The sequence below is a fragment of the Geodermatophilus sp. SYSU D00696 genome (genome assembly GCF_054050235.1).
The window spans coordinates 70272-96482 of sequence record NZ_JBJGYY010000018.1 but is presented as its reverse complement, the minus strand read 5'-3'; the positions used below and the strand labels follow the sequence as shown (position 1 = coordinate 96482).

Below are 26211 nucleotides of genomic sequence, written 5' to 3'. Positions count from 1 at the left end.
GGTCACGACGGTGGCCGGGTCGGGGGTGGGGGGGCTTTTGATCGCCCGCAAGGCCCACCTGCTGCTGGTGTTCGTGCTGGGGTACCCACGCCTGCCCCCGGCCGCGCCGAGATCACGTGATCTCGACGTCCCGGGCGAGGTCAGCGGTGACCCGGTCAGATGCGGGTCGACCAGGTCGACAGCCCGCCCGCGCGGCGGAAGCCCAGCGCCTCGTTGACCGCGACCATCGGCCGGTTGGCGTCGAGGTTGTAGGTGCTGATGCGCCGGACCTCCGGCAGGGTGGCGGCGAGGTCGCGCAGCACCGCGATCTTCACGCGGGCGCCCAGGCGGTGCCCGCGGTGCTCGTGCAGCACCAGCGTGCCGCTCTGGCTGGCGCGCTCGGGCTGCGCCAGCGGCACGTGCAGGTCGGTGAAGGCGACCAGCCGGCCGTTCCGTACCGCGCCCGCCGACAGCACCGTGCGGCCACGGGCGCGGTCGACCGCCTCCTGCTCCCGCAGCCGGGCGCCGTCCCACTCCTCCTCGGTGACCGGCACGTCCCCGCTCGGCGCGTCGGTCGACATCCGCCGGCTGAGCAGCGCCCGGTCCGCCAGGAGGGCGTCGGGCGTGCGGTCCCGCCAGGTGACCACCTCGTAGCCCGCGCTCGCCGCGACCGCCTCCGCCTCCAGCGCCGCCAGTCGCTCCTCGGCCACGGGGAGCAGCAGGTCGCGGCGGGTCTCCTGCAGGTCGCAGCTCCACCCGCGGGCCAGGGCGAAGGCGCGGCCGGGCGTGCCCTGCCCCGGCTCGTCGACCTCGCTCACCAGGGACGAGCGGCCGGCCGCCGCGGCCAGCCGCGCGCCCTCCGCCAGCAGCGCGGTGCCGATGCCGCGGCGACGGGAGGCGGGGTGCACGGCCACGTCGAGGAAGGCGACGGTGGTGTTGTCCCGCACCGGCAGCAGCACGCGCAGCGCGCCCACGACGGCGCCGTCGACGACCGCGGCCCGGTGGGTGCCCGTCCGCGAGCCGCCGGGGGTGGTCAGCTGCCGGCCCAGGGCCACGTGGTCGCTCGCCGGCCGCGGCGCCTCGTCGGGACGGGCGTCGCGCTGGCTCGCCGCCCACACCGCGCACCAGGCGGCGAACCGCGCGTCGTCCGGACCGGTCTCCACGATCTCCACCCGTGTGTTGTAACCGGGCGGGCAACCGTGTTTCCGGCGCCGGGACGACGGCTCAGGCGGGCCAGGTGCCGGCGAAGTGGTGCACGGGGCCGGCACCGGAGCCGATGCCCAGCGACCGCCCGCCCTTCAGCGCCCGCTGCAGGTAGTCGCGTGCCTGCTCGACCGCCGGCTCCCACCGCGCCGGGCCGCCGACCCCCCGGGCCACCAGCGCGGTGATCGCCGAGGACAGCGTGCAGCCGGTGCCGTGCGTCGCGGTGGTGTCGATCCGCGGCCGCCGGGTGAGGACGACGCCGTCGGCGGTGGCCAGCACGTCGACACTGTCGGCGCCGCCGAGGTGGCCGCCCTTGAGCAGCACCGCGCCGGGACCGAGCTCGAGCAGCGCCTCGGCCTGGCCGGGCAGCTCGTCGACCGACCGGGCGGGCGGCACGTCGAGCAGGGCGGCGGCCTCGGGCACGTTCGGCGTCACCAGGTCGGCCACCGGCAGCAGCACCTCGCGCACGGCGGTGACCGCGTCGTCGTCGACCAGGCGGTCGCCGCTGGTCGCCACCATGACCGGGTCGACGACGACCGGTCCGGCCGCCCGCCCGGCCAGCGCGGCCGCGACCTCGCGGACGACGTCGGCGGTGCCGAGCATCCCGGTCTTGGCCGCGTGCACGGTCACGTCGTCGAGGAGGGTGGCGATCTGCTCGCCCACGAACGCCGCCGGCACCGGGTGCACGCCGGTGACGCCGCGGGTGTTCTGCGCGGTGAGCGCGGTCAGCACGGCGGTGCCGTAGGCGCCCAGCGCGCTGAAGGTCTTGAGGTCGGCCTGGACCCCGGCCCCGCCGCTGGGGTCGCTGCCGGCCACGGTCAGCGCCACGGGCGTCACCGACGCGCCTCCCGCAGCGCCCGCGCCGCGGCGGCGGGGTCGTCGGCGGCGCACACCGCCGAGACGACGCAGATCCCGTCGACCCCGGTGACCAGCGCAGCCCGGTCGGAGGAGATCCCGCCGATCGCGACCGACCGCAGCCCGGCGGCCGCCGCCTTCGCCGCCAGTGCCGCCACCCCCTCGGGCCCGAGCCCGGTCCCGGCGTCGGGCTTGGTGGGCGTGGCCCACACCGGCCCGATGCCCACGACGTCGACCGTGCCCGGCGGCAGCGCCAGCGCCGTGGCCAGGTCGTCCTCGGAGCCCACCGAGAGGCCGAGCAGCCGGTCGGGGCCGATCAGCGCGCGGACCCCGTCCGCCGGCAGGTCGTCCTGGCCGACGTGCACGCCGTCGGCGCCGGCCAGGAGCGCGACGTCGACGGCGTCGTTGACGAACAGCGCGACGCCCGCGGGGAGCACCTCCCGGACGGCGAGGGTGAGCTGGAAGAGCTCGCGCCGCGACGCCGTCTTGTCCCGCACCTGCACCGCGGTCACCCCGCCGGCCACCGCCGCGCGGACGACGTCGGGCACCCCGCGGGACCCGGCCAGCGCGGTGTCGGTGACCAGATAGAGCGCCGGGTCGAACGCGGACCTCATCCGCTCACCTGCGCCGGGCCGAGGTCGGTGACCGCGTCGAGCGCGTCGAGCCACAGCGGCGCGAAGGTGCCCGGGCCGGCGGCGCGGGCGGCCGCGGCCTCGGCGGCCAGCGCGACGTGCGCGTGCGCGGCCACCGCGCCGGTGAGCGGGTCGTCGGCCACGGCGGTGTAGGCCGCGACCAGGGCCCCGAGCGCGCAGCCGGCGCCGGTGGTGCGGGTCAGCAGGGGCGAGCCGCCGCCGATCCGCACGGTGCGGGACCCGTCCGTCACGACGTCGACCTCCCCGCTGACGGCGACCACGCCGCCGGTGCGCCCGGCGAGTGCGACCGCGGCGTCGAGCGCGTCGTCGACCTTGGCGGTGGAGTCGACCCCGCGGCCGCCCTCCCCCGCCCCGGCCAGCGCCATGACCTCGCTCGCGTTGCCGCGGACGACCGCCGGCCGCGACTCCAGAAGCTCTCCGGCGAGCTCCGTGCGGAACGCCAGCCCGCCGACGGCGACCGGGTCGAGCACCCACGGCGTGCCGGCGCCCGCGGCCGAGCGGGCGGCCAGCCGCATCGCCTCGGCGGTGCGCCGGTTGACGGTGCCGACGTTGACCAGCACGGCCGAGGCGACGGCGGCGAAGCCCTCGGCCTCGGCCGGTTCGTCGACCATCGCCGGTGCCGCCCCGACGGCGAGCAGCGCGTTGGCGGTCAGCGTCTGCACGACCGTGTTGGTCAGGCAGTGCACGAGCGGAGCGGCGCCGGGCAGCGCCGAACGGACAGCAGTGAACGATGCGGCATCCACGCCGTGACATCCCTTCGCCAGCATGACCTGGACAGGTTCGACGGGTGTGCTCTCAGTCCGCCGGAGGGCGGACACCCCGTGTCACTGGTCGGCGACGGTACCCCAGGTCGGCCGGTCAGGCCGCCGGGCCCCAGGCGGCGTCGAAGAAGCCCAGCTCCAGCTCCATCGCCCGCCGGTAGGCCCGCCGCACGGCCGGGGTGTCGGCGGCCAGGCGGTCCAGCAGCGCCTCCAGCGTCGCGGCGAGCTCCGCGAAGCCGGGGTCGGCGTAGGTGTCCACCCACTCGCGGTAGGGCCCGGTCGCCGAACCGGCCAGCGACTGCCCCAGGTGCGCGTAGAGCCGCATGCACGGCGTCATGGCCGCGCACACCTCCCCGACGTCGCCGACCGCCGCGGTGGCCAGCAGGAAGTCCGTGTAGGCGAGCGTGGCCGGCGCCGGCTCGACGGCGGACAGGTCGATGCCCCACCGGGCGGCGTAGCCGTCGTGCAGCCGCAGCTCCTCGCGGACGCCGGCCAGCAGGTCGGCGAAGGCCTCCAGCGTCGCGCGGTCGCGGCTGTGCGCCACCCCGAGCGCGTAGGCGCGGGCGAAGGCCTCGAGGAAGAACGCGTCCTGGGCGACGTAGCCGGCGAAGCGCCCGCGGGGCAGCGTGCCGTCGGCGGTGCCGGTGACGAACGGGTGGCGCAGCGCGGCCGCGGCCAGGTCGGCGCTGTCGGCCCACAGCCGGGCGGCGAGGGTCACCGGGCCATCCCCCAGAACGCCGCCTCCGCGGCGGCGACCTCGAGGAACACCGCCTCGTCGGGTGGGCCGGCGGCGTCGGCCGCCGTCTCCAGCCCGGCGACGTAGGACGCGAACCCGGGCACGGTCCAGTGCTCGACGAACTCGCGGTAGGGCTCGACTCCCGGCCGCGCCGAGCGCCAGGCGTCGAGGTAGGCCCGCTCCACCGCCCACAGGGCGGTCAGCGCGGTGCCGACGTCGGCGGCGTCGAGCCGGTAGAGCAGGTCGCCGTAGGCGATGGTCTCCGGCAGCCGCGGCGCGGCGAGGTCCAGGCCGCGGCCGTCGGCGACCCGGGCGAACCAGTCCAGCTCCTCCACCAGCGCGACGCACCCGCCGGCCAGCACCCCCTGCGCCGGGCGCGGGGCACGGGCCAGCAGCCGGGCCTGGAAGCGCAGCAGGTCGGCGAGGAAGTGCGCGTCCTGCACCAGCCAGGTGTCGAACGCGGCCGGGGGCAGCGTGCCGTCGCGGACGGCGTCGAGGAAGGGATGGCGGGTTGCTCGGCCCCACGCGCCGGCGTGGCGGGCGAGCAGGTCGGCGACCGGCACGGCCGCCGACCCTACGGGGTGGCTAGGGTGACGCCGCCATGTGCGGGAGCTCGGGTCGACCGGGCTGAGAGGGCGGCTGGACGCGCCGCCGACCGCTGGAACCTGACCGGGTAATGCCGGCGTAGGGAGCGATCATGAGCACGTCCGGCACCGTCCGCGCGGCCGATGCCCCCCTCACCCTCGACGGCCCGCCACCGCGCACCCTCGGCCTGGCCGACTCGCTGGGCCTGTGGGCCAACCTCGGCGTCAGCCTGCTGCTGCCGGTGGCGGCGGTGTTCGTCGTCCTGCCGGGGCGCCCGCTCGGGGTCACGGTCGCCGCGATCGTCGTCGGCGCGGTCGTCGGCGCGACGCTGCTCGGCGCGGTCGCCGCGGCCGGGGCGCGGGAGGGCGTGCCGGGGATGGTGCTGCTGCGGGGGCTGCTCGGCCGCCGCACGTCCTGGCTGCCCACGGCGTTCAACCTCGTCCAGTGCGTGGGCTGGGCGACCTTCGAGATCGTGGTCATCGCCGAGGCCGCGGCCCGGGTGCTCGACGCGCCGCGCTGGCCGTTCGCCGTCGCCGCCGGCGTGCTGGCCACCTCGATGGCGCTGCGCCCGCTCGGCGTCGTCCGGGTGCTGGCGCGGTACGCGGTGTGGGCGGCGCTCGCCGCCGTCGGCTACCTGTTCGTGCAGGTGCTGGCCGAGCCGCTGCCGCCGGTCGAGGGCGGCGGGGCGACGTCGTTCTGGACGGCGGCCGACATCGTCATCGCCCTGCCGGTCTCCTGGCTGCCGCTGGCCGCCGACTACACCCGGCACGTGCGCGGTGCACGGGCCGCCGGCGTCGGGGCGGCGGTCGGCTACGGCCTGGCCACCGTGGTGATGTTCGTGCTCGGCGTGCTGGCCCTGGCCGCGTACGGCAGCGCCGGGTTCGACGTCATCGACGCGCTGCTGGCGGTGCCGCTGGGGGCGGTGGCGGTGCTCGTGCTGGTCGCCGTGGAGCTCGACGAGGCCTTCGCCAACCTGTACTCGACCGCGGTGTCGGCCCAGAACGTCGTCGCCCGCGCCGACCGGCGGGTGCTCGCCGCCACCGTCGGCACCGTGGCCACCCTGCTGGCGCTCGGCCTCGACGTCGCCGCCTACGAGCCGTTCCTCTTCCTCATCGGCGCGGTGTTCGTGCCGCTGGCCGGGGTGCTCATCACGGCGTACTGGCTCACCCCGCGCGGGCGCTGGGACACCTCCGACACCGCCCCGGCCCGGCCGCGCTACCTGCTGCCGTGGACCGCCGGCTTCGTCGCCCACCAGCTCACGCTGCCCACGTACTTCCCGGGCCCGGGCTCGGGCTGGACGGCGTGGTGGACCGCCCGGCAGGCCGACCTGGGCATCGACCCGGGGAACGGCTGGTCGGCGTCGCTGGTCGGGCTGGCGGTCGCCGCCGTCCTGACCCTGCCGGTCGTGGTGACCGGCCGCCGACGCCCGCACGCCGGGGTGTGACGCTGCTCGCACCCGTGTTTGCCGGTGCCCGCCGTGAGCCATACGCAGGTGTTGGCCATCGACGCCCAGCGGTGGGCGGGACGCGCGAGGTGCAGAGCGGTGAGACGAGGACCAGCCGTGCCCGGCTGGCCGTCGGCGTCACCGCCGCCCGCCTGGGACGGCCTGTCCTGGCGGCTCTCCGACGTCGCCGAGCTCCCGCGGATGCGTGACGAGCTGCGCCGGGCGGACCAGGTGACCGGCCCGGGTGACGTGCGCGACCGGCTGCTGCTCGTCCTCGACGAGATGGCCTCGAACGCGCTGCGCCACGGCGGCGGGCAGGTGGAGGCGGCGGTCCGCCGCACGGGGGAGGACTTCCTCGTGGCCGTCTCCGACGGTGACGCCGGCACCCCGCCCACGCCCGCCGTCGACCGCGACCCCGGCCAGGGCGGCCTGGGCCTGTACCTGATCGCCGAGCTGTCCGCGGCGCACGGCTGGTGCGTCGAGGGCGACGCCAAGACCGTCTGGGCGGTCCTGCCCACGCAGTGAGCGCCCTTGGCGCTCAGTCTTGGGAGTGGAGGCGGATGGCCACGAGGGCGACGTCGTCCTGGAGGCCCTCGGGCTGCAATCGGGTGACCAGCGCGTCGCACAGCCGCTCCAGCGGCAGGTCGGCGAGCTGGGCCAGCGCCGCGGACAGCCGGTCGATGCCCTCGTCGAGCAGCAGGTCGCGGCCCTCGACCAGGCCGTCGGTGTAGAGCAGCAGCGTCGAGCCGCGGCGGACCTCCACCTGCCGGGACGTGCGGTGCGCGCCCGGGTCGACGCCCAGCATGAGCTGGCCGCGGTCCCCGCCGAGCCGGTGCACCTCGCCGTCGGGCGTGAGCAGCAGCGGCACCGGGTGGCCGGCGTTCGACCAGCGCAGCGTGTTCGTCCCCGCCACGCGCTGCTCCGGGGTCTGCTCCACCCGCGCGACCACCGCGGTGGCCATCGTGTGCAGCCCCAGCGCGTCGATGGCGGCGTCGAGCTCGGCCAGCACGGCGTCGGGCGGGGTGTCCCCGCGGTGGGCGACGCCGCGCAGCATCCCGCGCAGCTGCCCCATCGCCGCGGCGGCCTCGGTGTCGTGGCCGACGACGTCGCCGATGACCAGCACCGTCGCGCCGTCGGGCTGGAGGAACGCGTCGTACCAGTCCCCGCCGACCTGGGCGACCTGCACGGCCGGCTGGTAGCGGACGACGATCTCGGCGTCGTCGGGCTGGGGCGGCGCGGTGAGCAGGCTGCGTTGCAGCGCCTCGGCCAGCCGTCGCTGCTGGTCGTAGAGGCGGGCGTTGTCCAGCGCGAGCGCGACGCGGTCGGCCACCTCGCGCGCGGCGGCGACGTCCTCCGCGGTGGCGGCCGGCCGGTCCGCGCCGCGGTAGACGGTCAGCGCGCCGAGCGTGCGGCCGCGAGCGAGCAGCGGCAGCGCCATCCCGGTGCGGGGTGCCAGGGCGTCGAAGTGGTCGCGCACCTCGCCCTCGGGCAGGGTCGGCCGGACGACGGCCGGGACGTCGGAGACGCTCAGCAGCCGGCCGGACTCCAGGGCCCGCAGCACCGGCGCGTCGGGCGCGATGGAGGCCAGCCGCAGCCCGGCGTAGGCGGCGGCCACCGGCCGCATCGCGGGGTCGGCGTGCCAGCTCGCGACGTCCTGCATCCGGCCGTCGATGCCGTCGGCGAGGGTGAGGATCGTCCAGTCGCCGAGGACGGGGACGACGGCCTCGGCCACCCGCTGCAGCGCCCCCCGCTCCGCCGACGCCGAGCCGAGCGACGTGGACATCAGCGCGCTGACCTCGGCGACGAGGGCGAGCCGGTCGGCGCTGGCCCGCGCCCGCTCCTCCGCGCCCCGGCGCTCGGTGACGTCGAGGAAGTACACCGACAGGCCGTCGGGGCCGGGCCAGGCCCGGACCTCGTACCAGGCGTCCAGCGGCGGCGGGTAGTACGCGTCGAAGACCCGCTCCTGGCCGAGCTCCATCGCCGCGCGGTAGTTCTCCTCGAAGTCGCTGCCGACGGCGGCCGGGAACAGGTCCCAGATGGCGCCACCGATCAGCTCGTCGCGGCTGCGGTGCAGCACCCGCTCGGCCTCGGCGTTGACGTAGGTGAACCGCCACGAGCGGTCGAGGGCGAAGAAGGCCGAGCGCATCGTCTCGAGCACCCGCGAGACGCGGGCGTCGCCCTCCCGCGGCCGGGTCGTGTCGAGGGCGGCACCCAGCAGCCGCACGACCCGGCCGCGGGAGTCGGCCAGCGCGCGGCCGCGGCCCTGCACCCAGCGGATGTCGCCCGAGGGCAGCGCCACCCGGAACTCGGCCTCGTAGGTGCCGCACGTGTCGACCGCCTCCTGCAGCGCCTGCAGGGTCCGGTCGCGGTCGTCGGGGTGCAGCCGCGCGGCGAACGCGTCGAGCGTCTCGTCGAAGTCCTCGTCCCGGTAGCCGAAGAGCACGAGCAGCTGCTCGTCCCAGGTCAGCCGGCCGGTCCGCAGGTCCCAGTCGAAGCTGCCGATCCCCGCGGCCTCGATGGCCAGCTCGAAGCGGAGCCGGCTGGCCTCGGCGTCGCCGGGGAGGAGGGACAGCGGGCGGGGCGCCTCACCCGGCGACCCCGGACGCTGCTCGGGGACGGTCACGGGGCGGAGGAGGTCCATTCGTACGGGGGGAGCGGCGGTCCGCCGTCCTTTCTCCCATGCCGGGACGGGAGAGGACAACCGGTGTGCCGGAGTCGACACCACGGCGGCGCCTGCACGGAGCCCCGGTCCGCGGCCGGCGGGCCGGGGCTCCGGCGACGGGCTCAGGCGGCCGGGTACACGTCGAACTCGGCGAGCCAGTCCTGCACGACGGGGATGTCGACGCGCTGCAGACCGTCGATGTAGCGGCAGTTGGCGGTGTAGCCGTAGCTGGTCACCGTGACGACGTTGCCCGACGGGCCGAAGGCCGGGCCCCCGGAGTCGCCGAAGCAGGTGCCGCCGCCCCCGCGGTTGTCGTGCTCGTTGCCGTTGACCTGCAGGATCTGCGGGGTCAGCTTCTGCCCGACGACGTCGGTGTAGCGGCGCACGATCGGGTAGCTCATCGGGGTCGGCTTCTGCGGCCCGGAGTCGGCCTGCCGGACCTCGGTGCCGTAGCCGACGGCGCGGAAGGTCGTCGAGTTCAGCCGCGGCTGGGCGTACTGGTCGAGCTCGTTCGGCGCGGCGAGCTGCGCCGGCGTGATCCCGGTGACCGCCTCGTCGAGGACGACCACGCCCACGTCGTTCCAGTTGTCGGTGTCGGTGAAGTCCGAGTACTCGGGGTGGGTCCAGGCCGTGCCCGAGTACCAGTCGGAGCCGTCGGTCTCCTCCGAGCCGGTGTACCCGGCCGCGGGGTCGGCGGCCACCGGCAGCGCCGAGGGCTGGCCCGGCGCGGGCTGGGTGCGGGCGACCTCCCAGTCGAAGGTCACCAGGGTCTTGCCGTCGGTCCCGTCCGTGCAGTGCGCGGCGGTGAGGACCACGGTCGGGCTGACCAGGGTCCCGGAGCAGCGGTACCGGCCGCCGTCGCTGTAGAAGGCCAGCATCCCCACGTTGGCGTAGGTGTTGCCGGTGTCCTCGATGCCCCCAGTGACCGCGCCGGCCGGCGCCGGTGCCACCAGGCCGGCGGTGAGCAGGGCCGCGGCCCCGGCGAGCACCGCCTTGGTGCGTGCGTGCATCCTCGTCCTCTCGGTCGTCGGGGCCGCCGGACGGCAGCCCCACGGAGGGCAACGAACCGTGTACGGGCCGGATGCGCAACCCGGCGGTCCCGGGACGCCGGACGGGCGCCCCCGGGGAGCCGGCCGGCGGGCTGCCGGTCCGGCGCTCCGGGAGCGCCCGTCGAGGCCGTCGCTCCCCGGGCTCCCGGGACGGCGTCCGGCGGTCCTCCCCGTCGCGGCGCCGGGCCGGTGACCGCGTCCCGGTCCGGCGGGCGTCTCCCCGGGCGGCCGGCGGGGCCGCACCGGTCCACGGGCGCCGTCCTGGCCAGGTCGTGCCGGTCAGAGACCCGGAGGACGACGGGGCGGGTCGTCCTGCGCCGGGCACCGGCAGGGCCTGGGTCCTCGTCCGCGGGGGAGACCGCCGGCGCGCCGTCCCGCGTCGCGTCCGGGCCTCCCGGGAGGGTCCGCGCGCTGCACCCAGGGGGTCAGCCGGCGGGAGGTCGAGGCCGGATCGTCGTGCGGTGGGGTCTGCCGGCGGCACGGGTGCCGCGGGAGGTCAGGGGCGGCCGCGAGGGCCGGGAGGGGAGCTGCTCGCGGAGCGGGCCGGCGGTCCGGCCACCCGCGGGGGGAAGAGGGTGGCCGGGCCCGTCGAGCACGTCGACGAGGGGAGCGGACGCGCGACGTCCTGGGAGGAGGAGGCGCGAGGGGTCAGTCGGGATCCGGTGGCGGCCGGGGCGAGCCCCGGGCCCGGTGCAGTGCCGGGTCACCCCGGGTGCGCACCGCGCCGCCGCCCGGCACCGGCGGGTCGGGTGCCCGCGCCGGGGGCCGGCCGGGTGCCGGCCGGGCGGGCCAGCCCGCCGGGGCCAGGGCCGGGACCAGGGCCGGGAGCACGGCCCGCGCGGTGGCGGCGCGCGGCGCCGGGACCGGCCGGGCGGCGCCGGCCGACCGGGACGCCGCGGGCCCGGTCGTCGGGGTGCTGGGCAGCTCGGTGAGCACCACCGGGCCGTCGGCGGCGGGGGCCGGGCGCCGCGGGGCACCCCAGGCCAGGTGCGCGCCGTCGGGACCGGCGCCCCACAGGGCCAGCCGGCGGACCAGCCCCGGACCCGCGGGCGGGACGGCGACCGGTGGGGTCGGCCACGCGGCGTACGTGCCGTCGGGGCCGGCGCCCCACAGGGCCAGGCGCCGGACGGTGGCCCGGATCCGGGTCCGCAGCCGGGAGCCGGGAGCGGGACGTGCCGCTGCGGGTGCGGGCGCCGGGAGCGCCGCCGGGGGCGTCTCGGCGACCCGGGGGCGGGGGCGCGGCGCCGGGACGGGGCGGGCCGTCGGCAGCGGACGCAGCGCCCGCCGCGCGACCGGGTGCCGCGTGACGGCGGCCCGGGCCGGACGACGACGGCGCGGCGGCACGTCGGCCCGCTCCAGCAGGTCGAGGAGGCCGGCCAGCGGCCGGTCGTCCGGCAGCACGGCCGGGGCCGGAGCCGGTGACGCGGCCGGAGCCGGGACCGGGATCCGCGACACGGCCGGGGCCGGTGACACGGCCGGCGACACGGGCGGCAGCGGGGCCCACCACAGCACCGCTGCCCGGTCGATCGCCATGCCGGCCTCCTCGGGGGTCTGTGTCCGCGGCCGGGGAAGGTGCCGCGGACAGGGAGAACCGTAGGGAGCGCAGGCCCCGCGGACGGCCGCTCGGGACACGTCCTGGAGGGCCCGTGACGGAACCGTTGTGCGGCTCTGACCTGCGGGTTGGTGACCCCGCGCTGCCGGCGATCACTTGTCGACAGGTCGGCGGTTCCCGAGCGTGGGAGCGCCCTCCGCGGCCTCCGGTCGTCCCGGGACACGCCCCGGCGCGCCCGGCGTGTCGGGCCCGGTCGCGCGGCCGGCGCACGGCCGGGAGCGCGACGCCGGTCAGCCGACCCGGGTGCTGATCGCCGCGGCGAACCGCTCGGCCGCGCCGGCGTCGGTGGTGAGGAACAGGCTCGGCTCGGTGAGCTCCACCTCGATCACCTGGGGCCCGTCCGCGCCGGGCACCAGGTCCACGCGCGCGTACAACGGGGTCCGCCCCGTCCGCTCCACCACCCAGGCCAGCACCCGGTCGCCGACCGCCCGCTGGGCCGGGGTCGCGGTGCGGGCGGTGATCTCCTCCTCGGCGTACAGGCCCTCGCCCAGCGCCTCGCCAGCGAGCAGCGCTCCCTTGCCGAACGCGTGGCTGTGGGCGCCGTCGACGTAGACCAGGCCGGTCTCCCCCTCGGCGTCGAGCCGGTCGAGGTAGGGCTGCACCATCACCGCCCGGCCGCCGGCCAGGATCCGCGCGGCGAGGGCCCCCGCGCCGTCCCGGTCGGCCGGTGCGAAGCGGACGGTGTCCCGCGCGCCGGCCGAGACGACCGGCTTGACCACCACGTCGCCGGGCCAGCGCTCCAGCGCGGCCGCGGCGTCCCCCGGCGCCTCGACCCACGCCGTGGGGACCACGGGCACCCCGGCGGCGGCCAGCTCGCGCAGGTAGCGCTTGTCGGTGTTCCAGGCCAGGACGTCGGCCGGGTTGGCCAGCAGCGTGGCGGCCTCCACCCGGCGCGCCCAGGCGAGGAACTCCGCGCGCCGCGGCGCGTAGTCCCAGGTCGACCGGACGACGACGGCGGCCGCGGCGCCCCAGTCGACGCCGCCGTCGGCCCAGTCGGCGGGAGCGGCGGACAGCCCCGCGGCGGCCAGGGCGGCGAGCAGCAGCGGCTCGTCCTCGTCCCGGCCCGCGGCGGCGGCACAGCTGGCGAGGAGCACGTCGGGCACGGCTCGATCCTGCCCGACGGGGTCTGCTGGGATGTCCGGGTGGCTGCCCCCCGCCCCCTGGTGATCGACACCGATCCCGGCATCGACGACGCCATCGCGATCCTGCTGGCCCTCGCCAGCCCCGAGGTGGACCTGCGCCTGGTGACGACGACGCACGGCAACGTCGAGCTGGCGCAGACCACCGACAACGCGCTGCGCGTGCTGCACCTGGCCGGCCGGTCCGACGTCCCGGTCGCCGCCGGCGCGGCCGAGTCGCTGGTCTACCCGCAGCCGGAGCGGGCCGGGCACGTGCACGGGACGGCCGGTCTCGGCGGGGTGCAGCTGCCGCCGTCGCCGGCCGCCGTCGACCCGCGGCCGGCCGTCGTCGCGCTCGCCGAGCTGCTCCTGGGCAGCCAGGAGCCGGTGACCGTCGCGGCGATCGGGCCGTGGACCAACATCGCGCTGCTGCTGGCCACCTACCCGGAGGCCGCGGCGCGGATCGACCGGCTGGTCCTCATGGGGGGCTCGGCCGCCCGGGGCGGCAACGTGACCGCCGCCGCCGAGTTCAACGTGTGGGCCGATCCCGAGGCCGCCGCGCGCGTGCTCGGCTCGACGGTGCCCACCGTCCTCGTCGGGCTCGACGTCACCGTGCCCACGGTGCTGGGCGAGGACGGCATCGCGCGGTTCGCCGCGGCCGGGCCGGTGGGCGCGGCGGCGGCGGCGATCCTGCAGCAGTACCTGGACAACGCCCGCAGCTCGTACGGCACGGCCGGCGTCGTCGTCCACGACGCCCTGGCCCTCACCGAGGCGATCGTCCCCGGCACGCTGGGCACCGTCCGCCGCGACGTCGTCGTGGACACCACCCGGGGCGCCGGTCGCGGGCAGACGCTGGTCGACCGCCGCTCGGTGTCGGACTGCCCCACCGCGGTCGACGTCGCCGAGACCGTCGACAGCCCCGCCGCCGTGGAGTTCCTCGTCGGCCGGCTGGCCGACCTGGCCGCCCGGGCCGGCTGAGCGCAGGGGTCAGTCGGGGGGCCGGGTCGAGGCGACGATGCCCGCGGCGATGTCGCGGAGCTTGCGGTTGTAGCGCTGCGAGGCGGCCCGCAGGATGTCGAAGGCGCCGTCGGCGTCCACCCCCCGCTGCGCCATGAGCACGCCCTTCGCCTGCTCGATCACCGCGCGCGACTGCATCGCCAGCTCCATGTTGCGGGCCCGGTCACCGAGCTCGGCGTGCGCGTCGGCGTTCGCGACGGCGACCGCCACGGCCTCGGCCACCTCGCGAGCCGCCTCGGCCGAGGCCTCGGTGGAGAAGGCGCCGGGCCGCGTGGAGTAGATGTTCAGCGCGCCGATCGCGGTCCCCTGGTAGGGCAGCGGCGTCGACAGCGAGCTGAGGACGCCGACCTCCACCACCCGCGGCGTGTAGTCGGGCCAGCGGGTCTCGGTGCGCATGTCGTCGATCCGCAGCTGGACCCCGCCCCGGCCGGCGTCCAGGCAGGGCCCGTAGCCGCGCTCGTACTGCATCTCGTCGGCGGCCAGCGCCACGTCGCCGTGGTGTGCCGCGGTCGTCGGGGTGTCCCCCCGGACCAGCGTGATCGACGTCGCCTCGGCACCGGGCACGTGCTCGGCCGCCAGCCGGGTCACCTCCCCGAGGACGTGCGACAGCTCCCGGTCGACCAGCTGCAGCCGGCTCAGCGCACGCCAGAGGTCCTCCACGGGCCCATCCTGCCGGGGCACGGCGCCACCTGGGGCAGGGAAGACGCCCGGATCGGTTCCTGAACCGGGGGCCGCCGGTGCAGCCCACGACGGTTTCGGCCAGGATGGACGCCGGTGAGGGCGCCACGGAACAGGACTCGAGGGGTGACGATGGGCCAGGAGGCGTGGCCGCTGGTACCGGTGCCCTCGGTCGCAGGCGACGTCTGGCACTGGCAGCTGGAGGCCATGCACGTGGTGTCCCGCGTGCGGGCCGACCTGCGGGCCCGCATCGCCCACCCGTCGGTCAGCTCGTCGTCGACCGAGGACGCCCGCGACGGCCTGCTGCTGGTGTTCGAGGAACTGGCCTCCAACGCGCTGCGCCACGGCGGCGGCGACGTCCGCGCCCTGGTGGTGGCCAGCCCCTCCGGCTGGCTGCTCGACCTCAGCGACGAGGCGCCCGACCGCCCGCCGGTGCCGGCCGTCGACCGCGACCCCTCCCTGGGCGGGATGGGGCTGCACCTGGTGGCGCAGCTGTCGGTCGACTACGGCTGGGAGCGTCGGCCGGGCCGCAAGCACGTCTGGTCGCGGCTGCCCTCCGGGCTGGCCCCGCTCGAGGGCATCGGCGACCGGGTCCCCGAGCCGCGCAGCCCGCAGTTCCCGCGCGACTGACCCCTCAGGCCGAGTCGGCCACCGCGGCGCCCTCGTGCTCGGCGCGGGCGCAGTGCGCGCAGCAGTAGAACTGGCCCTCGACGACGACGCCGTGGCCGATCACCTTCACCCCGCAGTGCTCGCAGATCGGGGCCATGCGGTGGATGGCGCACTCGAAGCTGTCGAAGGTGTGCCGGGCGCCCTGCGCCACCACCTCGAAGCTCATGTCGTAGTCGTTGCCGCAGACCTCGCAGACCGCCATGAGCCCTTCCTTCCCCGGCGGCAGCCCGCGGACACCGCCGTCCCGGGGGTCAGCCGTTGCGGCGGGCGGTCCAGGAGGAGACGAAGTCGCGCAGGCTCCGGGTGGGCCGCAGCCACGCCCCGTCGGGCGGGAGGGCGTCGAGGCGGACCCGGTCGAGGGGGGCGGCGAAGGCGCCGGGAACGTCCTCGATGTCGATGAACTCGAGCAGGTCCGAGCCGATCGCGTAGCCGGCGACCTCGCTGAAGGCGACGACGACGACCTGCGTGCCGGCGCGCGCGAGCTCTTCGAGCGGCTCGGCGAAGTTGCGGCCGTCGCCGGAGAAGACGACCAGGCGGCGCAGCCGGTAGCCGTGCCGGCGGACGTCGATGTGGTCGAGCATCGCCTGGTCGATGTCGTCGTCGGGCTGGGACTTCGGCCGGGCGAACACGGCGTAGCCGAAGCCGCGCAGCGCCTCCACCCAGCGCTGCAGCGACCCGACGACGGGCGGGATGTTGGCGAAGACGCAGGCCTCGACCTCGGGCGCGTCCGGGGCGGCCGGGTCGCCAGCGCCGTCGACGAACCAGGCGGCGATCGCGTCGAAGCGCGGGCGGGAGGCGGCGGTGGGGCGGGCACCGATGACCGTGGACAGGGTCATGTCGATGTTCGGCGCGTCCCAGATGAGCAGGTCCAGCGCCGGCCGTCCCCGGCCCTCCGCCTCGTCGGGCAGCGCGGCTGCCGCCCCGGCCGGCTCGTCGGCCACGATCGTGTCGGTCACGGGGGCAGTCTGCCCGGCCGGCTCCCGGACCGGCGGCCCGGCCGGTGAGGTGGCCCGGCGGACGGCGCGGCGGCGCACCGGTCCGCTCACCCCGCCCGTCCCGTCACCGGTCCACCGCGGCGGCGCTCAGCCGAGCTGGCCGGCGAGGGCCATCGCGCAGGAGTCACCGCCGCCGGCGCGGACCCGCTGCGCCCAGCGCTCGACCTCGACGGCCGCCATCGGGTGGGCGAGCAGGTAGCCCTGGGCGGAGTCGCACCCCGCCTCGCGGACCATCCGCAGGTGCTCGGCGGTCTCCACGCCCTCGGCGACCGAGCGGATGCCCAGGGTGTGCGCCAGCTCGACGATCGCGCCGAGCACCGCGCCGGTGCCCCCGGCGGCCAGGCGCTCGGCCGCGGCGATGAGCGACCGGTCGATCTTCAGCGTGCCGATGGGCAGGGCCATGAGCTGGGCCAGCGAGGACCAGCCGGTGCCGAAGTCGTCGATCGCCACCCGGACGCCGAACTGCCGCAGCACGGCGAGCTGGTCCTCCGCGCGGGTCGGGTCCTCGGCGACACAGGTCTCGGTCAGCTCGAGCATCAGCTGCTCGGGGTCCAGGCCGGAGTCCTTGAGCGCGGTGCGGACGTCGCGCACGAGCGTCTCGGCGGAGAAGTGCCGGGCGCTGATGTTGACCGCCATGCGCAGCGCCAGGCCCTGCCGCGCCCACTCGGCGGCCTGCCGGGTGGTCTCCCGCAGCAGCCAGCGGGTGATCGGGATGAGCTGCCCGGTCTCCTCGGCGACGGAGAGGAAGGCGTCGGGGCCGAGCAGGCCACGCTCGGGGTGCCGCCAGCGCAGCAGCGCCTCGACCCCCTCCACCTCGCCGGTGTCGAGCCGCACGACGGGCTGGTAGTGGACGACGAACTGGTCCATGGCGCCGTCGCGGAGCCGGGTGGCGACGTCCATCCGCCAGCGGGCGGCGTCGCGCAGGTCCGGGGAGAACAGCCGGACCCGGTCGCGGCCGGCGGCCTTGGCCGCGTACCCGGCGGCGTCGGCGTCGCTGAGCAGCTGATGGGCGTGCCGCGTGCCGCGCTGGGCGACGGCGACCCCGATGCTCGCCGACACCGGCACGGTGAGCCCGGCGGCGGTGAACGGCCGGGTGAAGGAGCGCTGCAGCCGGAAGGCGAGGGCGGCCGCCTCCGGGGTGTCGCAGGAGCGGGCGAGGACGACGAACTGGTCGCCGCCGAGCCGGCCGACGGCGTCGCCGGGGCGGACCTGGCCGGCCAGCCGGGCGCCCACCTGGCGCAGCAGCTCGTCGCCGACCTCGTGGCCCAGCGAGTCGTTGACGGTCTTGAAGCCGTCGAGGTCGAGGAACAGCAGGGTGGTCCGCGACGACTCGTCGGCCAGCGCCTCGCCGATGAGCTCGAGGACGCGGGCGCGGTTGGGCAGGCCGGTGAGGTCGTCGTGGGAGGCCTGCCAGGCCAGCTGCTGCTCGTGGCGGGCGCGCTCGCTGATGTCGGTGTGGGTGATGACGACCTGTCCGGCGTCGTCCACCCGCGCGGCCTGCAGCCGCCACCAGGTCGTGGCGCCGCCGAGTTCGTGCGCGTAGTCGTGGGTGAACGTGCGGGGGACGACGCCGTCGGGCCCGGTGCGGAGCCGGCGCAGGCCGGCGTCGATCCGGTCGGCGTCCTCCGGCGCCAGCCCCTGCCGGATCCGCGTCACGTAGTCGTCCCCGACGTCGGCCGGCTCCCAGCCGCCCTGGCGGATCCGGTCGGCGTTGCCCGCCCAGACCCGGTTGACCGTGCGGATCCGGCCGTCGCCGTCGAGCAGGACCGTGGGCGAGGGCAGCGCGTCGAGCACCCCGGCCAGGTCCTCCAGCCGGCGCGCCTGTGCGGTCTGCTGGCGGTGCCGGGTGTCGATGTCGCGGAGGAAGACCACGACCCCGCCGTCCGCGTCGGGGGAGACGCGGACCTCGAACCACCGGTCGTGCGGCTCGTACAGGTACTCGAAGGCGCACGGGCGGCCGTCGGCGACGGCGGCGTGCACGTGGGACTGCAACCGGGAGCCGAGCACGTCGGGGACGCAGTCGCGGACCGGGCGGCCGAGCAGCCGCGCCGGCGGGCGCTGGAGGAGCTCCGCGAGGGCGGCGTTGACCCAGGTGAAGCGCCAGTCGGAGTCGAGTCGGCACACGGCGTCCGGGACGCCGGCCAGCAGGTCCGGTGGTAGGACCGTGCCTGCATGGTCGTATCGCTGCACGCGCTCTCTCTCCCCCTGCCGCACCCCGGGTCCCGCCCAGCGGGCCGCCTCCGGGAACGGACCGGGACGGGATGGGAAGTCGGTCCGTGCGCGACGCCTGTCCGAGAGTAGTGGAGCCGGGAGGGGTCGGGCAGGACCCGTGCTCAGACGCCCGGTCCGTTCCCTCGTGCCGCCGGGACGGCCGACCGCGCGACCAGGCGGGCCACCGGGACGCCGGCGGGGAGAGTGCCCAGCACGGTGCCCCAGTCGCCGCCCAGGCGCGTGGCGCAGAAGGCGTCGGCGACCTCCGGCGGGCTGTACCGGAGCAGCAGGGAGGCCTGCAGGCACAGGGCCAGCAGCCCGGCGACGCGGCGGGCGTGCAGCGGCAGCGCGTCGGGGTCCCCGAGCTCGGCGGAGAGCCGCTTGACGGCGTCGTCGAAGCGCGGGTCGGCGCCGCGGGCGAGCTCGAGCTCGGCGGTGACCGCGGCCAGCGACTCGGCGGAGCGGCTCAGGGCGCGCAGCACGTCGAGGGCGATGACGTTGCCCGAGCCCTCCCAGATGCTGTTGAGCGGCGCCTGCCGGTAGAGCCGCGGCAGGCCGGACTCCTCGACGTAGCCGTTGCCGCCGAGGACCTCCATGGCCTCACCGACGACGGCGGGGGTCCGCTTGCACACGAGGAACTTGGCCGCGGCGCCCGCCAGCCGGAGGAACGCCGTCTCGCCGGCGTCGACCGCGGCGGCCAGCCGGATCGCCAGCGCCGTCGCGGCCTCGCTCTCGACGGCGAGATCGGCGAGGACGTTCTGCATGAGCGGCTGGTCGGCGAGCGGGGCGCCGAACGCGCGGCGGTGGCGGGCGTGGTGCAGCGCCTGGGTCAGCGCCGCGCGGACGGTGGCCGCGGAGCCGATGACGCAGTCGAGCCGGGTGGCGTTGACCATCTCGATGATCGTCGGGACCCCGCGGCCGGGGTCGCCGACCAGCCAGCCGGTGGTGCCGTCGAACTCGACCTCGCTGGAGGCGTTGGCGCGGTCGCCGAGCTTGTCCTTGAGCCGCTGGAGGCGGAAGACGTTGCGGCTGCCGTCGGGGAGCACCCGGGGGACGAGGAAGCAGGACAGCCCCTCCGGCAGCTGGGCGAGCACGAGGAAGAGGTCGCTCATCGGGGCGCTGGTGAACCACTTGTGGCCGGTGAGCGCGTACGTCCCGTCGGCGGCCGGCGCGGCACGGGTGGTGTTGGTGCGGACGTCGGAGCCGCCCTGCTTCTCCGTCATGCCCATGCCGGCCACGAGGCCGGGCTTGGCAGCGGGGTCGGTCAGGCCGGGGGCGTAGCCGGTGCCGGTGAGGCCCGGTCCGTAGCGGGCCGCCAGGTCCGGGGCGGCGCGCAGCGCGGGGACGGCGGCGTAGGTCATCGTCACGGGGCAGCCGTGACCGGCCTCGACCTGGGTCCAGGCGAGGTAGCCGACGGCGCGGCGGACGTGCGCGTGCCGGTCGCCGGCGTCGGCCGCGGCCCAGGCGGTGCCGGCCAGGCCGTAGGCGAACGCGGTCCGCATGAGCTCGTGCCAGGCCGGGTGGAACTCGACCTCGTCGATCCGGTGCCCGTAGCGGTCGTGGGTGCGCAGGACGGGGCGGTTCTCGTCGGCCAGCCGGCCCCACTCGCGCGCCTGCTCGCTGCCCGCCAGCCGGCCCAGGTCGGCCAGCGACGCGAGCGTGGCCTGGTCCGCGTGCCGGAGGCAGGCCTCGGCGAGCACCGCGTCCCCGGCGATCGGGTCGAACCCGGCCAGCGGCGGGACCTGGTTGGTGACCTCGTGCGTCGCGCTCACGGCGGGCACCGTACGACCCCCCGCGCCGGCCCGGTCCACACCCCGCGCCGGCGTCGTCGTCCGGGTACGCAGGCCGACCCGCCGTTCCACGTGGAACGGCGGGTCGGCGGGTGTCCGTGGTCGGCGGCCGGGTTCAGGCGGCGGTGGGCATCGGAGGGCCGAGGCAGGCGGTGATCTCCGATCCGTCCGGCCGGTACGTGCGCCATCGCCCGTCCGGTTGCCGTTCGACGCGGAACCCGTGGTGGACCTTGGTGTGGTGCCGCTCGCACAACAGCGCCGAATTGTCGAGTGAGGTCTCGCCGCCGTCGATCCAGTGCACCAGGTGGTGCACGTCGGCCCGTGACTCGGGGCGTCACAGCCGGCGAACACACAGCCCCCGTCGCGCAGCTCGACCGCGCGGCGCAGCTGCCGGCTGACCAGTCGCCGGCTGCGGCCCAGGTCGAGCGGCACCCCGTCGGGCCCGAACACCACCCGGGAGATCGCCCCGTCGCAGGCCAGCCACCGCGCCCGGGCGGCGGAGATGGTGGCCCCGAAGCCCATGGCGGCGGCGCCGGGCCCGGTGGCCGGGTCGGCCAGGTCGTCGAGGTCCACCCGGACGGCCACGCGCGGCTTGACGGTGCGCAGCACCGGGAGGGTGCCCGCCGCGAGGGCGTTGTCAGCCAGCTGCACCAGCGCGTCACCCTGCCGCTGGGCACGGGTGCGCTGGTCGCCGGCGGGCCGGTCGGCCTGCACGTGCGCCTCCAGGGCGGTCTGCACCTTCTCCCCACCCACGGCATCCAGGTGGCCGCGGAAGCTCACGCTGCCATCGGCGTGCTTGACCACCGTCAGCGACCGACCCTCGGTCGGATCGGGCTCGAGCCCGTCCGGGTCGAGGCGGGCCAGGTAGCCGGCCACCGTGCCGGCCAGCTCGCTGTGGGTCTGCAGACCGGCGGCGACGGCGAGCGCGGCGTCGATCTCGGCCAGGTCGACGTCCTGCGCGGCGGCGCGGGCCAGGTTGGCCGGCGTGGCCACCTGCGCGATCTCGGCGGCCTGCCCGGCGGTGGTGGTGCCGGCGGCGAACCCGGCGGCGACGGCAGGCAGGTGCTCCAGCGCGCGGCCGGTGTGCACCAGCTTGGATGCCTCCGCCGAGGCCAGGTGCCCGTGTCCGCGCAGCCACGACTGGACCGTCTTGTGCCCGTCGAACTCCGCGGCGCCGGCCAGCTCGGCCTGGCGCACGGTGCGGGCCAGCTCGGCGGCCAGCCGGTTCTGCGCGACCAGCAGGGCCCGCAGCCGCTCGTTGAGTTGCGGGCCGAACATGGCGGTCAGGTCGTCGTCGGCGAGTACGTCCAGCGCTGTCCGCAGCTCGTCCACGACACCCCCCACGACTCGATCGCGTGTTCGAAGACTACCGCACGGATGAGCCCGTGGCGAGCCGAATTTGCAGGTCAGCGGCTTGTCCACAGATCTCCGTCGGCACTTGACGCGACCGGGAACGGTCAGTCGAGCGGCCGGACCAGGCGGCTGATCGCCACCTGCGCCAGCGGCGCGTAACCGACCACGACGGGCAGCGGCCCGGTGATCCGCAGGCCGGTGGTGCTGCCGCCGTCGGGACCGTCGGACACCCAGTGCAGGAGGTGCAGCCGCACCGGGCCGGCCCTCACCGTCCACGCCCACCGTCGCGCGGCCTCGTCCACCGACTCGACGGCGAACGGCAGGCTCACCCCGGCGGGCCCCCGCACCCGCCCCGTCACCCCGGCGGCCAGCCGCGGGACCGGCACCTGCACGCCGGTGATCTGCGGCGCCCAGGCCGGCCACCGCGCGGGCTGCGCGTAGCGCTCCCACACCTCGGCCGGCGGCTCCGGCCCGGTGGCGTGCAGGGTCAGGGCGGTCACGGCGCCTCCTCGACCAGCGGGACCCGGCACTGCACGACGACGGCGAGCAGGCCGTCGGCGGTCCCGGACGCGTGCTCCTCCCCCGGCTCCCACACCGCCGCCTCACCGGCCGCCAGCGGGCGCCGGGCGCCGTCCGCCCCCGACACCCAGCCGCTGCCCTCGACGGCGAGGAAGAGCTGCCAGAGCCGGGTCGGGTGGCGGCCGACCGTGCCGCCGCGTGCCAGGCGGACGACGTCGACGGCGAACCCGTCCTGCAGCCGCCCGACGAGCGCGGCCCGCACCAGCGACGCGCCGGCGCTGCCCAACTCCGTCAGCGGACGGGCGGGCGCCCTGAGCACCCTCACGCCGGCGGACCGCCGATGAGCAGCTGCCGCAGCAGGTGCAGCGCCAGGACCACCGCCCGCTCGCGCACCGCCGTCCGCGACCCGGGCAGCCGCACCGACCTCGCCTGGGCCCCTGACGGCCCGATGACGCTCAGGTGCACGGTGCCCACGGGCTTCTCCGGTGTCCCGCCGCCGGGACCGGCGATGCCGGTGATGCCCACGCCGACGTCGGCACCGAAGCGTGCCCGCGCGCCCTCCGCCAGTGCCTGCGCCACCTGCGGGCTCACCGCGCCGAACTCGGCGAGCATCTCCCCCGGCACGCCGACGAGCTGCTCCTTCGCCGAGTTGGCGTAGGAGGTGATCCCGCCGAGCACCCACGCCGACGACCCCGCCCGCTCGATCAGCCGGGCCACCAGCAGGCCGCCGGTGCACGACTCGGCGGTGGCGATGGTGAGCCCCTGGCCGAGCAGCGCGTCCGCGACCAGGTCGTCCAACGTCGGGCCGGTGGAGAAGAGCGTGGCCGCGTAGTCCTCGGCCAGCACCGCGGCCAGCCGGTCGTAGGCCGGCTGTGCCTCGGGCGGGAAGCGGGTGACGATCTCCAGCTCGCCCTCGCGCAGGCAGGTGGTGATCTCCAGCCCGTCGAGCTCGGCCTCGTGCTCGCGCAGCGTGGCGGCGAGCTGGGCCTCGAGCGTGCCCCACAGCCGCACGGTCTCCTGCCGCACCTCGGTGGCCCCGGCCAGCGCCGCCCGCACTGGTGCGGCGGCCAGCGCCGCCGGCCACATGCCCTGCAGCTCCGACGGGGGCCCGGGCAGCACGACGACGACCGGCCCGGTGCGCCCGTCCGCCGGCGGGACGACGAGGCCGGGGGCGGTGCCCACCGGCTCGAGCACGGTGGCGCCCGCCGGGACCATCGCCTGCTTGCGGACGCCGGCCGCCGTCGCCTCGGGGTCGGCCCGCCAGCCACGGCGGGCCATCAGCCGCTCCACGATCGCGGCGACCCGCTGCTCGAGGTCGGGGTCGACGGCGAGCCGGCGGCCCTGCACCTCGCCGACGAGGGCGGCGGTCAGGTCGTCGGCGGTGGGTCCGAGCCCGCCGGTCGTGATGACCAGGTCGACGCCGGCCGAGGCGAGGTACCCCAGCGCCCCGCGCATGTCGTCGGGCCGGTCGCCGACCACGAGGACGGCGCCGACGTCGACGCCGGCCTGCCGCAGCTCCTCGGCCAGCCAGGGCCCGTTGCGGTCGGCGACCCGTCCGGTCAGGACCTCGGTGCCGGTGACGACGATGCCCGCGCGGGTGACCACCGCCCGACCCTAGAAGGACCCCCGTGCTCCCCGCCGCTCGCGAGCTGGCAGCCGGACCCGTTGATCCGCTGCCGAGTGAGCGGTTGTCGCCGCCCGACGAGGCGTGTTGGCGCGTGTCGTCGACCGCGAGTGCTCACTCGGGTCGCCAGGGCGCGGCGCGGTCGGACGGCGAGGGCGGAGACCGAGGGCCCCGACGGCCGGACCCGCCGACCCACCTCCGCGGCCCCGCGGACCGCCCCGGTTAGCGTGCAGGGGAGGGCCCGACCCGGTCCACCGCCGACCGCCTGGAGGAACGACCGTGACCGCCTCGACGCCGCCGGCCGGCCCGCGCACGCAGGAGATCGCCATCCCGCCGGCCGGATCGGCCCCCGCCGACCCGGCCGTGCACGGGGCGACCGCCGTCGGCGCGGCCCACGAGCACACGACCCCTGCCGCGGCTCCCCTGCCGCCGCCCGCCTACCCGACCACCGCTCCGCAGCCCGCCGTCGTCGAGCCGGCGACCGCCGTCGCCCCGCCCGCGGGGACCGCGGTCGACGGCCCGCAGCCCACCGGTCCGCTGGACTCCTTCTTCGGCGCACCGCCGCCCCCGCCGGCGGCCCAGCCGGGCGCGGCCGCACCGCCGGCCGGCGCCCCCGAGGCGGGGACGCCGTCCCGCCGCCGCGCCACGCGCGCCCCCCGCGCCCCGCGGACGCCGCGCGACCGGGCGGTGCTCCTCACGACCGGCCTCGGCGTGCTGGGCCTCGTGCTGCTCGAGCTCGGGCTGGCGCTGCGGCTGGGCGGTCAGGTCCTCTGGTCGGACCTGCCGCTGTGGTCGGCGTTCGCGACGCTCGCCGCGCTGGTCGCCGTCGTCGGCCTCGCCGCGAGCCTGCTCCCGGGCGGGCGGCTGCGCCCGGCCGTCGGCGACCGGCTGGCCCTCGGCGGCCTGGCCGGTCTGGCGGTGTTCTGGGTGCTCATCGCCCTGCCCCGGGTCGACTCCGACCGCGGGTTCCTGCTGACCGCGGCGCTCGGGGCGATCGGCGTGGCCGTCTGGCTGGCGCCGTCCCGCCGCGGCAGCTGAGGACGGCGGCGGGTCAGTCGTCGCGCCCCCGGCCCTCCCCCCCGCCGTTCCCGTTGCCGTTGCCCCCGCCGTTGCCGTTGCCGTTGCCCTGACCGGGGCCCTCCCCGTCGTCGGGGTCCTCGGGCTCCTCCGGCTCGTCCGGGCCGTCGGAGTCCTCGGGGGCCTCGGGTTCCTCCGGCTCGGGGACGGCGGGCTCCGGAGCGCCGGGCGCGACCGGCGCGACGGGAGCCGGCGCGACGGGCTGGGGAGCGACCGGGGCCGGGGTGGCCGGCTCGGCGGTGACCGGACCCGGGCCGGATCCGCCGGTGGAGAACCCGCCTCCCGTCTGCCAGCCCCGCGACCAGGGCGCCTCCTCCACCGGTGCCGGCTGGGGCTCCTGGGTCTCCGGCGGGGCGGACGGCGGCGGGGGCGGCGCGACCGCGACGGTCAGCGTGACCGGGTCGCCGGGTGCCAGCAACCCCACCGGTGTCACCGCGAGCACGGTCCCCGGCACCGCGGTGCCGTTCTCCTCGGTCATGCGGGTCACCCGCAGGCCGGCGGCCACCAGCTCGTCCTCGACCTCGTCGGCGAGGCGCCCCACGGCGTCGTCCCGGCGGAGCTCCAGGCCCGTGGGGGCCGCGTCGGCCACGGCGGCCGGCGGGGTGCTCGACCCGGTCCCGACCAGCTGCAGGACGCCGACGCCCAGGACGGCGCCCGCGGCGAGCGTGCCGACCGCGGTGAGCGCCCGGGCGGCGCGCGGCCGGCGCGGTGGTGAGCCGGCGAGGCGCGGCGCGCCGAGCGGCAGCGGCGCGGTCACGGGCGCCGGCGCGGGCGGCAGCGGGCTCCCGGTGCGCACCGCGTCCACGACCTCGAGCAGCGCCGCGCCGTCGGCGGGACGGCCGGCCGGGTCCTTGACCAGCATCCGGGCCACCAGCTCGCGCACCGGCGCCGGGACGACGGCGGGCAGCGGCTCGGGCTCCTCGCGGATCTGCCGCAGCGCGATCTGGACCGGGTTCTCGCCGTCGAAGGCGCGCCGCCCGGTCAGGCACTCCCACGCCACCATGCCGAGCGCGTAGACGTCGCTGGCCGGGCCGGCCTTGCCGCCGGCGGCCTGCTCGGGCGACAGGTAGTGCGCGGTGCCGACCACCTGGCCGGTGCGCGTGAGCGGCATGCTCCCGGCCGACCAGGCGATGCCGAAGTCGGTGATCCGGACGACGCCGTCGCGGCCGACGAGCAGGTTCCCCGGCTTGACGTCGCGGTGCACGACCCCGGCGGCGTGGGCCGCGGCGAGGCCGGCCGCGGTCTGCCCCACCAGGTCCAGCACCCGGTCGGGCGGCAGCGGCGCCTCCCGGGCGAGCAGGGCCGACAGCGGCTCCCCGTCGACGAGCTCCATCACCAGGTGGGCGCAGACCAGGCCGTCCTCGTCGACCTGCTCGCCGTAGTCGAACAGCGCGGCGATGTTGCGGTGCGTGAGCCGCCCGGCCAGCTGCGCCTCGGTGCGGAAGCGGCTGCGCACGGTGTCGTCGCCGCTGTACTCCGCGCGCAGCAGCTTCACCGCGACCGGGCGGTCGAGCAGCGTGTCGCGTCCCCGCCAGACCTGCCCCATGCCGCCGGTGGCGATGAGGGCGTCGAGCGCGTAGCGGCCTCCGAGCACCCGCCGCGTCGAGCTCCCGGTCACCGC

24 protein-coding genes and 2 riboswitches are annotated in these 26211 nt (G+C 77.3%); of the genes, 5 read left to right on the top strand and 19 right to left on the bottom strand.

The genetic code is table 11. From position 1 onward, the window contains the following. Nucleotides 1–155 precede the first annotated feature (155 nt). The 6 genes from ACI79O_RS13450 to ACI79O_RS13425 form a co-directional block, all read right to left on the bottom strand. A complete protein-coding gene (locus tag ACI79O_RS13450) occupies nt 156–1151 on the bottom strand; it encodes a GNAT family N-acetyltransferase (RefSeq protein WP_456914393.1) in 996 nt (331 codons plus the stop codon). Nucleotides 1152–1203: 52 nt separating this feature from the next. Beyond that, nucleotides 1204–2019, bottom strand: a complete 816-nt coding sequence (thiD, locus tag ACI79O_RS13445) for a bifunctional hydroxymethylpyrimidine kinase/phosphomethylpyrimidine kinase (protein ID WP_456914392.1) — start codon at nt 2017–2019, stop codon at nt 1204–1206. After that, nucleotides 2016–2651: a thiamine phosphate synthase gene (gene thiE / locus ACI79O_RS13440; protein WP_456914391.1), complete on the bottom strand. Its 636-nt coding sequence runs from the start codon at nt 2649–2651 to the stop codon at nt 2016–2018. The genes thiD and thiE overlap by 4 nt, the downstream gene beginning before the upstream one ends. Then, nucleotides 2648–3433, bottom strand: coding sequence for a hydroxyethylthiazole kinase (gene thiM / locus ACI79O_RS13435; RefSeq protein WP_456914390.1), 786 nt, complete (start codon nt 3431–3433; stop codon nt 2648–2650). Before thiM ends, thiE begins: the two co-directional genes overlap by 4 nt. Then, nucleotides 3426–3522, bottom strand: a riboswitch (TPP riboswitch). Its footprint overlaps the gene before it by 8 nt. A gap of 26 nt (nt 3523–3548) precedes the next feature. After that, nucleotides 3549–4169: a TenA family protein gene (locus ACI79O_RS13430; RefSeq protein WP_456914389.1), complete on the bottom strand. Its 621-nt coding sequence runs from the start codon at nt 4167–4169 to the stop codon at nt 3549–3551. After that, on the bottom strand, nt 4166–4750 hold the full coding sequence (locus tag ACI79O_RS13425) for a thiaminase II/PqqC family protein (RefSeq protein WP_456914388.1): 585 nt from the start codon (nt 4748–4750) through the stop codon (nt 4166–4168). The genes ACI79O_RS13430 and ACI79O_RS13425 overlap by 4 nt, the downstream gene beginning before the upstream one ends. Before the next feature lie 32 nt (nt 4751–4782). After that, nucleotides 4783–4895: riboswitch (TPP riboswitch) on the top strand. On the opposite strand from ACI79O_RS13425, the gene ACI79O_RS13420 reads away from it, so the two are divergent. Next, nucleotides 4885–6216 (top strand): purine-cytosine permease family protein, encoded by a 1332-nt coding sequence (locus ACI79O_RS13420; RefSeq protein ID WP_456914387.1) that lies wholly within the window; start codon nt 4885–4887, stop codon nt 6214–6216. Its footprint overlaps the riboswitch before it by 11 nt. Nucleotides 6217–6333: 117 nt before the next feature. Beyond that, nucleotides 6334–6741, top strand: coding sequence for an ATP-binding protein (locus tag ACI79O_RS13415; RefSeq protein ID WP_456886425.1), 408 nt, complete (start codon nt 6334–6336; stop codon nt 6739–6741). A gap of 13 nt (nt 6742–6754) precedes the next feature. On the opposite strand, the gene ACI79O_RS13410 is transcribed toward ACI79O_RS13415, so the two are convergent. The 4 genes from ACI79O_RS13410 to ACI79O_RS13395 form a co-directional block, all read right to left on the bottom strand. Further along, nucleotides 6755–8839 carry a SpoIIE family protein phosphatase gene (locus ACI79O_RS13410; protein WP_456914386.1) on the bottom strand — a complete coding sequence of 695 codons (2085 nt, stop codon included), beginning with the start codon at nt 8837–8839 and terminating at the stop codon, nt 6755–6757. 161 nt (nt 8840–9000) lie between these two features. Then, nucleotides 9001–9888: a trypsin-like serine protease gene (locus tag ACI79O_RS13405; RefSeq protein ID WP_456886428.1), complete on the bottom strand. Its 888-nt coding sequence runs from the start codon at nt 9886–9888 to the stop codon at nt 9001–9003. Between the two features lie 687 nt (nt 9889–10575). Then, the gene (locus ACI79O_RS13400) at nt 10576–11460 is read right to left on the bottom strand and encodes a hypothetical protein (protein WP_456886430.1); all 885 of its coding nucleotides are present in this window, start codon (nt 11458–11460) and stop codon (nt 10576–10578) included. Nucleotides 11461–11769: 309 nt separating this feature from the next. Beyond that, nucleotides 11770–12642: an ATP-grasp domain-containing protein gene (locus ACI79O_RS13395; RefSeq protein ID WP_456886432.1), complete on the bottom strand. Its 873-nt coding sequence runs from the start codon at nt 12640–12642 to the stop codon at nt 11770–11772. Nucleotides 12643–12681: 39 nt separating this feature from the next. On the opposite strand from ACI79O_RS13395, the gene ACI79O_RS13390 reads away from it, so the two are divergent. Beyond that, complete coding sequence (locus tag ACI79O_RS13390) at nt 12682–13635, top strand: nucleoside hydrolase (protein ID WP_456914385.1); 954 nt, start codon at nt 12682–12684, stop codon at nt 13633–13635. Nucleotides 13636–13644: 9 nt separating this feature from the next. Here the strand turns inward: ACI79O_RS13390 and ACI79O_RS13385 are convergent, their stop codons facing one another. Beyond that, the gene (locus ACI79O_RS13385; protein ID WP_456886436.1) at nt 13645–14334 is read right to left on the bottom strand and encodes a GAF and ANTAR domain-containing protein; all 690 of its coding nucleotides are present in this window, start codon (nt 14332–14334) and stop codon (nt 13645–13647) included. Nucleotides 14335–14484: 150 nt separating this feature from the next. On the opposite strand from ACI79O_RS13385, the gene ACI79O_RS13380 reads away from it, so the two are divergent. Beyond that, on the top strand, nt 14485–14982 hold the full coding sequence (locus ACI79O_RS13380; protein ID WP_456886785.1) for an ATP-binding protein: 498 nt from the start codon (nt 14485–14487) through the stop codon (nt 14980–14982). A 4-nt stretch (nt 14983–14986) separates the two neighbouring features. On the opposite strand, the gene ACI79O_RS13375 is transcribed toward ACI79O_RS13380, so the two are convergent. The 7 genes from ACI79O_RS13375 to ACI79O_RS13345 all read right to left on the bottom strand — a co-directional run bounded on the left by ACI79O_RS13375 (nt 14987) and on the right by ACI79O_RS13345 (nt 23494). After that, on the bottom strand, nt 14987–15223 hold the full coding sequence (locus tag ACI79O_RS13375; RefSeq protein ID WP_456876746.1) for a hypothetical protein: 237 nt from the start codon (nt 15221–15223) through the stop codon (nt 14987–14989). 49 nt (nt 15224–15272) lie between these two features. Further along, entirely contained in the window at nt 15273–15977 is a 705-nt protein-coding gene (locus tag ACI79O_RS13370) for an NYN domain-containing protein (RefSeq protein WP_456886438.1), read from the bottom strand. Between the two features lie 126 nt (nt 15978–16103). Beyond that, complete coding sequence (locus ACI79O_RS13365) at nt 16104–18206, bottom strand: putative bifunctional diguanylate cyclase/phosphodiesterase (protein WP_456914384.1); 2103 nt, start codon at nt 18204–18206, stop codon at nt 16104–16106. Nucleotides 18207–18349: 143 nt separating this feature from the next. Further along, nucleotides 18350–21349 carry an acyl-CoA dehydrogenase family protein gene (locus ACI79O_RS13360; RefSeq protein ID WP_456914383.1) on the bottom strand — a complete coding sequence of 1000 codons (3000 nt, stop codon included), beginning with the start codon at nt 21347–21349 and terminating at the stop codon, nt 18350–18352. Between the two features lie 125 nt (nt 21350–21474). Continuing rightward, nucleotides 21475–21870: an SRPBCC family protein gene (locus ACI79O_RS13355; protein WP_456914382.1), complete on the bottom strand. Its 396-nt coding sequence runs from the start codon at nt 21868–21870 to the stop codon at nt 21475–21477. Beyond that, nucleotides 21867–22214, bottom strand: coding sequence for a hypothetical protein (locus tag ACI79O_RS13350; RefSeq protein WP_456914381.1), 348 nt, complete (start codon nt 22212–22214; stop codon nt 21867–21869). The genes ACI79O_RS13355 and ACI79O_RS13350 overlap by 4 nt, the downstream gene beginning before the upstream one ends. Next, complete coding sequence (locus ACI79O_RS13345) at nt 22211–23494, bottom strand: competence/damage-inducible protein A (RefSeq protein ID WP_456914380.1); 1284 nt, start codon at nt 23492–23494, stop codon at nt 22211–22213. Before ACI79O_RS13345 ends, ACI79O_RS13350 begins: the two co-directional genes overlap by 4 nt. A gap of 298 nt (nt 23495–23792) precedes the next feature. On the opposite strand from ACI79O_RS13345, the gene ACI79O_RS13340 reads away from it, so the two are divergent. Then, on the top strand, nt 23793–24551 hold the full coding sequence (locus tag ACI79O_RS13340; protein ID WP_456914379.1) for a hypothetical protein: 759 nt from the start codon (nt 23793–23795) through the stop codon (nt 24549–24551). Nucleotides 24552–24564: 13 nt separating this feature from the next. On the opposite strand, the gene ACI79O_RS13335 is transcribed toward ACI79O_RS13340, so the two are convergent. After that, on the bottom strand, nt 24565–26208 hold the full coding sequence (locus ACI79O_RS13335; RefSeq protein ID WP_456886452.1) for a serine/threonine protein kinase: 1644 nt from the start codon (nt 26206–26208) through the stop codon (nt 24565–24567). Nucleotides 26209–26211: the final 3 nt, after the last annotated feature.